9 protein-coding genes are annotated in these 7162 nt (G+C 71.5%); all 9 read left to right on the forward strand.

The window, feature by feature from the left end:
- On the forward strand, positions 1-390 hold a 390-nt coding region (locus tag ACFVJS_RS24950), incomplete at its 5' end, for an FAD-dependent oxidoreductase (RefSeq protein ID WP_378886055.1).
- Positions 300-818 (forward strand): hypothetical protein, encoded by a 519-nt coding sequence (locus ACFVJS_RS24955; protein ID WP_378886057.1) that lies wholly within the window; start codon positions 300-302, stop codon positions 816-818. The genes ACFVJS_RS24950 and ACFVJS_RS24955, both read left to right, overlap by 91 nt.
- 19 nt (positions 819-837) lie before the next feature.
- Complete coding sequence (locus ACFVJS_RS24960) at positions 838-1788, forward strand: phosphate/phosphite/phosphonate ABC transporter substrate-binding protein (RefSeq protein ID WP_378886059.1); 951 nt, start codon at positions 838-840, stop codon at positions 1786-1788.
- Between the two features lie 29 nt (positions 1789-1817).
- Positions 1818-2594, forward strand: a complete 777-nt coding sequence (locus ACFVJS_RS24965; RefSeq protein WP_378886060.1) for a phosphonate ABC transporter ATP-binding protein — start codon at positions 1818-1820, stop codon at positions 2592-2594.
- Positions 2591-3466, forward strand: coding sequence for a phosphonate ABC transporter, permease protein PhnE (gene phnE, locus ACFVJS_RS24970; RefSeq protein WP_378886062.1), 876 nt, complete (start codon positions 2591-2593; stop codon positions 3464-3466). Before ACFVJS_RS24965 ends, phnE begins: the two co-directional genes overlap by 4 nt.
- Positions 3466-4455, forward strand: a complete 990-nt coding sequence (locus tag ACFVJS_RS24975; RefSeq protein ID WP_378886063.1) for an alcohol dehydrogenase catalytic domain-containing protein — start codon at positions 3466-3468, stop codon at positions 4453-4455. Before phnE ends, ACFVJS_RS24975 begins: the two co-directional genes overlap by 1 nt.
- 11 nt (positions 4456-4466) lie before the next feature.
- Positions 4467-4919 carry an NUDIX domain-containing protein gene (locus ACFVJS_RS24980; RefSeq protein ID WP_378886065.1) on the forward strand — a complete coding sequence of 151 codons (453 nt, stop codon included), beginning with the start codon at positions 4467-4469 and terminating at the stop codon, positions 4917-4919.
- A gap of 11 nt (positions 4920-4930) precedes the next feature.
- Positions 4931-6829 (forward strand): 1-deoxy-D-xylulose-5-phosphate synthase, encoded by a 1899-nt coding sequence (gene dxs, locus ACFVJS_RS24985; RefSeq protein WP_378886066.1) that lies wholly within the window; start codon positions 4931-4933, stop codon positions 6827-6829.
- 147 nt (positions 6830-6976) lie between these two features.
- Positions 6977-7162 (forward strand): hypothetical protein (locus ACFVJS_RS24990; protein ID WP_378886068.1); only part of this gene is annotated, 186 nt, incomplete at its 3' end.

The following is a 7162-nucleotide window of genomic DNA, read 5'->3' on the forward strand; positions in this document are numbered from 1 at the left end:
GACGAGCGCGCCGTCGGCGCTTCGGTCCGCAACTTCGGGCACGTCTGCGCCACCGCCCAGTCGGGCCAGGCGCTGACGTACGCCCTCGCGGCCCGGGACCGCTGGGTCGCCCTCGGCGAGGGGGCGGGTTTCGGGGTGAACGAGACGGGCACCGTCGTCGTGGCTCGCACCGAGGCCGAGATGGCCGTGCTCGAGGAGTTCGCCGCCGCCCGCGGCCTCGAGCAGGCCCGCCTGCTCGAGGCCGATGCCACGCGCGCCCTGTTCCCGCCGGCCACGACGTCGACCGACTCTTCCCGGAGGTGGCCGAGAAGGCAGGCGTACGCCGCTGCCGGCTGCAGATGCTCGAGGTCGCGCCTCCGGGCGATGTCGAGATCGAGCCCGCGGTGCTGACGGGGCTCTCCATGCTTCGCTACGGCGGGTTCGCCGAGACGACGGCTGCGGCCGGCGTACGCCGTCAGTTCGAGGAGGCCCACCCGGAGCTCCTCGACGTCGTCATGAACCTCATGCTCACCCAGCGCCCCGGAACCGGCGGCCGGCCCGGCTCGATCGTCCTGGGCGACACCCACCACTACGACCGCACGCACCTGCCCTTCGACGACGAGTACGTCGCCGAGCTGGTGCTGCGGGAAGGAGCGCGGCTGCTCGGGGCCCCGCTCACCGTCCGACGTCGCTGGCGAGGGGTCTACGCGGACTCCCCGCACACCGACTTCCTCGTCGACGAGCCGTTCCCGGGTCTCCGGGTCGTCTCGGTGACATCGGGCATCGGCATGACCACCGCACTGGGCCTCGCGCCCACCGTTCTCGACCAGCTGCTCTGATCACAGGAGAAGAACCGACATGTCCAAGCTGCGCTCCCTCACCGCGCTCGCGGGTGCTGCGACGCTGACCCTCGCCCTGGCCGCCTGCGGCGGCGAGGCGACCCCCGAGCCCGCCGACGCAGCCGCCGCGGGCGGCAAGGTCGGCCCCGACCAGATCTGCCCCGACGGCACCCTGACCATGGGCGTGGAGCCGTTCGAGGACCCCAAGAACCTGATCCCCGTCTACGAGACCCTGGGCAAGGCCCTGGGCGAGGAGCTCGGCTGCGAGGTCGACGTGCAGATCTCCGACACGTACGTCGCCGAGATCCTCGCCATGCAGAACGGCAAGCTGGACATCGGCCAGTTCGGGCCGCTGGGCTACGTCTTCGCCCAGAAGCAGGCCGGCGCCACGCCGCTGGCCTCCTTCGCCGGCGAGGACGGCAAGGTCTCCTCCTACACCGGTGGCATCTGGGTGCCCGTGGACTCGCCGATCAAGACGGTCGAGGACCTCAAGGGCAAGACCCTGGCGCTGTCGGAGTCGGGCTCCACCTCCGGTGACGCGGTGCCGCGCAAGGCGCTCATCGACGCCGGGATCGAGAAGGACGTCAAGGCCGAGTACGCCGGCGGCCACACCGAGGCGCTGCTGGCCCTGGTCAACGGGAAGGTCGACGCGGCCGAGATCAACAGCCAGACGCTGGCCTCGGCGACCGCCGAGGGCCAGTTCGACGAGTCGGCCTTCCGCCAGATCTGGGAGTCCGAGCCGATCCTGAACGACCCGATCGCGGCGGGGCCGAACATGACGCCCGAGGTGTCCGAGGCCGTTCAGGAGGCGCTGCTGAACCTGCCGGCCGAGTCGGTCGCGGAGATCGGCGAGTACCTCGACTTCACCCCGCCGGAAGGCAAGCCGGCGCTGGTCGCGGTGACCGACGAGGACTACCAGCCCGTCTCCGACCTGGCCGAGGCCCTCGACCTGACCACGGACGACCTCTGATGGGTGCTGATCACCTCCCTGGAGTGGCCATGCTGCGCATCGACGGCCTGAGGAAGGCGTTCGGGGAGAAGACGGTCCTGGACGGCCTGGCCTTCGAGGTCGCCTCCGGGGAGGTGGTCAGCCTCCTCGGGGCCAACGGTTCCGGCAAGTCCACCTCGCTGCGCTGCGTGGTCGGTCTGGAGCGTCCCGACGGCGGCACGATCACCGTCGACGGCGTGACCGCCAAGCCCGGAGAGGCGATGCCGACGGTGGCGATGGTCTTCCAGAAGATCCACCTGGTTCCGCGCCGCAGCGTGCTCGACAACGTCTGTGCGGGCGCGCTCGGGCGGCTCGGCCTGAGCCGGTCGTGGTCGGTGCTCGCCTTCCCGCGCGAGGTCCAGGCCGAGGCGATGGCCTGCCTGGACCGGGTCGGTCTCGCCGACCGAGCCCGGGAGAAGGCGGGTCGCCTCTCCGGCGGCCAGCAGCAGCGGGTCGCCGTGGCCCGGGCGCTGTGCCAGCGGGCCAAGGTGCTGCTCGCCGACGAGCCCGTCTCGGCCCTGGACCCGGCCGCCTCCGAGCAGGTGATGAACCTGCTCCGCTCGCTGGCCGACGACGACGGCCTCGCCGTGGCCGCGGTGCTCCACCAGCCCGACCTGGCGCGCCGCTTCTCCGACCGCGTCCTCGGCCTGGCCGGCGGCCGGCTGGTCTTCGACAGCAGCAGCGCCGAGGTCACCGACGAGACCGTGGCGAGCCTCTACCGGCCCGCCCTGGAGGCGCTGGAGGCGGCCGAGGCCGGCAGGCCCGCCGAGATGAGGGAGTACGCATGACCAGCATGACCAAGAGTCCCGACCCGGGGCTCGACATCCCGCCGCGCTTCCGCCCGCGCGGAGTCGCGACCGCGGTGGCCATCACGATCGGCCTGGTCCTCGTGCACTGGTACGCCGCGGTGCAGACCAACACCTCGCCCAAGGAGCTCCTCGAGGGCTGGCGGGGGCTGTGGAACTTCCTCTTCGGGGTGGACCGCACCTACCCGAACGGCAAGACGATCCACCAGGACGGCGCCTTCCCGCTCGACCTGCGCTGGTCGGAGACGATCCGGCCCGGCCTGGAGTACTGCCTGCTGACGATCTGGATCGGCCTGCTCGGCACGACCCTGTCGATCCCGGTGGCGCTGTTCTTCGCGGTGATCTCGTCGCGCACCACCAACCGGTTCGTGCCGCTGTGGCTGGTGGGTCGCGCGGTGATGTCGGTGCTGCGCGCCATCCCGGAGACGGTGTACGCGCTGATGTTCATCGCCGCGGTCGGCTTCGGGGCCTTCCCGGGCGTGATCGCGCTGGCGATCCACAACGTCGCGGTGATGGGCAAGCTGTGGTCCGAGGCCATGGACGAGGTGGACCAGGGGCCGGTCGAGGCGCTCCGTGTCGCCGGCGCCTCGCCCGTGCAGTCCGCCGCGCACGCGGTGCTGCCCGCGGTCATGCCGTCGCTGCTCGGCCTGCTCCTCTACCGGTTCGACACCAACGTACGCAGCTCGGTCATCCTCGGCACGGTCGGTGCCGGCGGCATCGGCTTCTTCATCAAGACCGAGGTGGACAGCTTCCATTTCGACACGATGATGACCTACGTCTGCATGGTGATCGTCCTGATCATCGTGATCGACCTGTTCAGCGCCTGGCTGCGCCGGAAGGTCGGCACGGTCTGATGGCCCGGGTCGCGGTGTGGCGCGGCGGCACCGAGGTGACGCTGGAGACCGTCGGCCTGCCCGAGCCCCGGCCGGGGGAGAGCCTCGTCGAGATCGACCTCGCGACGGTGTGCGGCTCCGACCACCACACCGTCTCCGGCCGGCGACCCGGCGCCTGCCCGAGCGTGCTCGGCCACGAGGGCGTCGGCCGGGTCGTCGGCACGGGACGGCGGGTGGTCTGGGGCGTCACCGTCTCCTGCGGTGCCTGCGACCGCTGCCGGCGCGGCCTCACCGCGAAGTGCCGCTCCGTGCGCAAGCTCGGCCACGAGAGGTACGAGGCGGCCTGGCCGCTCTCGGGCACCTACGCCACCCACGTGCTCCTGCCCGCCGGCACCGCGGTCGTGCCAGTCCCGGAGACGCTGGCCGACGAGGTCGCTGCACCGGCCGGCTGTGCGACCGCCACCGTGATGGCGGCGCTGGAGCGGGCAGGCTCGCTGCACGAGCGCCGGGTGCTCGTGGTCGGCGCCGGGATGCTCGGGCTGACCGCCGTCGCCGCCGTGGCCGATGCCGGTGCGGCCGAGGTCGTGGTGAGCGACGTCGACCCGGCCCGCCTGGAGCTCGCCCGGGTCTTCGGCGCGACGTCGACGGTGGCCGCGGGCCAGCCGCTTCCACTCGTCGATGTCGCGCTGGACTTCTCCGGCGCGGCGGCAGCGATCGAGGCGGCTCTCGGGGCGCTCGACGTCGGCGGCTCGCTGGTGCTCGTGGGGTCGGTCTCTCCCGGGCGAGCGATCACGGTCGACCCGGAGGCGGTCGTGCGTGGGTGGCGGTCGGTCAGCGGCGTACACAACTACGAGCCGCGACACCTCGAGCAGGCGGTCGCCTTCCTCGCCGGATCGACCCGTCCCTGGGCCGAGCTGGTCGAGGAGCCCGTCGGGCTGGACCGGGTCGGCGACGTACTGACGAGGGAGCTGGGCCGCCCGCGGGCGTCGGTGCGTCCACGGGCGGACTAGGCTCGCCCCTCATGACCGAGTTCGCCGCCGTGATCCTTGTCGACCGACGTGGCTGGGTGCTGCTCCAGGAGCGCGACGAGCATCCGACGATCGCACCGGAGAAGTGGTCCTTCTGCGGAGGGCACCTGGAGCCGGGTGAGGATCCGCTGAGCGGCGCGGCGCGTGAGCTCGAGGAGGAGACCGAGGTGCGCCTTGCCCCCGGGTCCCTCGAGCTGGTCGGCGTCCAGGAGCTCCGCCACCCCGAGACGGGCACTGACGACAAGATCCACCTCTACGCGGCCGGGGTCGACCTCACCGACGCCGACATCGTCTGCCACGAGGGCCGCCAGATCGTCTTCGTCGACCCCGCGAAGGCGCCTGACCTGGACCTCAGCGACTCGGCCCGGATCGGGCTGGCTCGCTTCCTCGGATCGCCCCAGCACGCGGCGCTATCCGGGTCGGAGCCCGTCAGGGTGGAGACGTAGAATCCCCTCCTATGGGTCTCCTCGAACGCATCGCCGCGCCGCAGGATCTTCGTGATCTCTCCGACGACCAGCTCGAGCTCCTCGCGAGCGAGATCCGGGACCTGATGATCCGGACCGTGGCCACCAACACCGGCCACCTCGGCCCCAACCTCGGCGTGGTCGAGCTGACCCTGGCGATGCACCGCGTCTTCGACAGCCCGAGCGACAAGATCGTCTTCGACACCGGCCACCAGTCCTACGTCCACAAGCTCGTCACCGGCCGGGCCAGCGACTTCGGCACGCTGCGCCGCGAGGGCGGAATGAGCGGCTACCCGAGCCAGTCCGAGTCCGACCACGACCTGGTCGAGAACTCCCACGCCTCCACCGCGCTCTCCTACGCCGACGGCCTGGCCAAGGCCTACACCATCCGTGGCGAGGACCGCCACGTCGTCGCCGTGATCGGCGACGGCGCGCTGACCGGCGGGATGGCCTGGGAGGCGCTCAACAACATCGCGATCCAGCACGACTCCAGGCTGGTCATCGTGGTCAACGACAACGGCCGCTCCTACACCCCGACCATCGGTGGCCTGGCCACGGCGCTGACGGCGCTGCGTACGAATCCGCGCTACGAGCTGGTCCTCGACATGGTCAAGCGCCGCCTCAACGCGGTCCCCGGGATCGGCGCGATGGCCTACGACGCGCTGCACGCGGTCAAGAAGGGGCTCAAGGACGCGGTCGCGCCCCAGGGCCTCTTCGAGGATCTCGGCCTGAAGTACGTCGGACCCGTCGACGGCCACGACCGCCACGCCGTCGAGCAGGCGCTGACCTCGGCCAAGCGGTTCGGCGGCCCGGTGATCGTGCACGCGATCACCCGCAAGGGCTACGGCTACGACCCGGCCGAGCGTCACGAGGCCGACCAGTTCCACTCGCCGGGTCCCTTCGACGTCCAGACCGGCGCTGAGAAGCCCAAGGGCCGGATCTGGACCGACCACTTCTCCGACGCGATGGTGCGGCTGGGGGAGAGCCGCCAAGACATCGTCGCGATCACCGCGGCGATGATGCACCCGGTCGGCCTCGACGCGTTCCAGGCTCGGTTCCCCGAGCGCACCTTCGACGTCGGCATCGCCGAGCAGCACGCGGCCACCTCGGCCGCCGGGCTGGCGATGGGTGGCCTGCACCCGGTCTTCGCGGTCTACGCCACCTTCCTCAACCGCGCCTTCGACCAGGTGCTGATGGATTGCGCGCTCCATCGCGCCGGGGTGACGTTCGTGCTCGACCGCTCCGGTGTGACCGGTGACGACGGCGCCTCCCACAACGGGATGTGGGACATGTCCCTGCTCCAGGTCGTCCCCGGCCTGCGGCTGGCCGCCCCGCGCGACATCACCCGCCTCAACGAGCTGCTCGACGAGGCCGTCGAGGTCGACGACGCGCCCACCGTCGTCCGCTTCCCGAAGGGCCCGCCACCCGAGGACATCCCCACCGTGGGCAAGCTCGGCGGCGCCGACGTGCTCGTCCGCAACGGCACCAAGGACGTCCTCGTCCTCGGCGTCGGCTCCATGGCCGAGGTGGCCGTGGGCGTGGCGGAGCGGCTCACCGCCCAGGGTATCGGCGTCACCGTCGTCGACCCGCGCTGGGTCAAGCCGATCGACCCGGCCCTCGTCGAGGCGGCGGCCGACCACGGCCTCGTGGTCACCATCGAGGACAACGGCGTCACCGGCGGCGTGGGCGCATCCTTCCTGCAGGCGCTGACCGCCGCCGACGTACGCACCCCGGTGCGGATCCACGGGATCCCGCAGGAGTTCCTCGACCACGCCAAGCGCCCGAAGATCCTCGAGGCGATCGGCCTGACGCCCCAGTCGATCGCGCTCGACACCATCGAGCGCCTGGGCGCGCTGACACCCACGCCGCTGCCCCGAGACGTCAGCATCTGAGGCCCGACACGCCGAATTTTGACCGTGCGGAGTCGGTCTCTCTGGTCGAGCCGCTGGCGAAGATCGGCGGGTCAGGGCTTAGAGTGGGATCCGTCGGGGGCGACGAGGGCCCTCGATCTCGTCACCACACAGCACTCGGGGGATTCCATGCTCTATGACGACCTCGTGGCCGAGTTCGCCTGGTCACCTGAGCAGATGTCGGCGCCGTTCGACCTGAAAGCGGCCGACGAGCAGATCCGCAAGAGGATCGAGAGTCGCCGTCGTTCACCGCAGCCGGCGGTGCGCCAGCAGGCCCCGCGCGAGCGGCAGAGCGCCGGCGCGCCAGCAGAGCGC

Origin of the sequence: Nocardioides sp. NPDC057772 (assembly GCF_042798075.1) — a bacterium.
Classification (GTDB): Bacteria; Actinomycetota; Actinomycetes; order Propionibacteriales; family Nocardioidaceae; genus Nocardioides.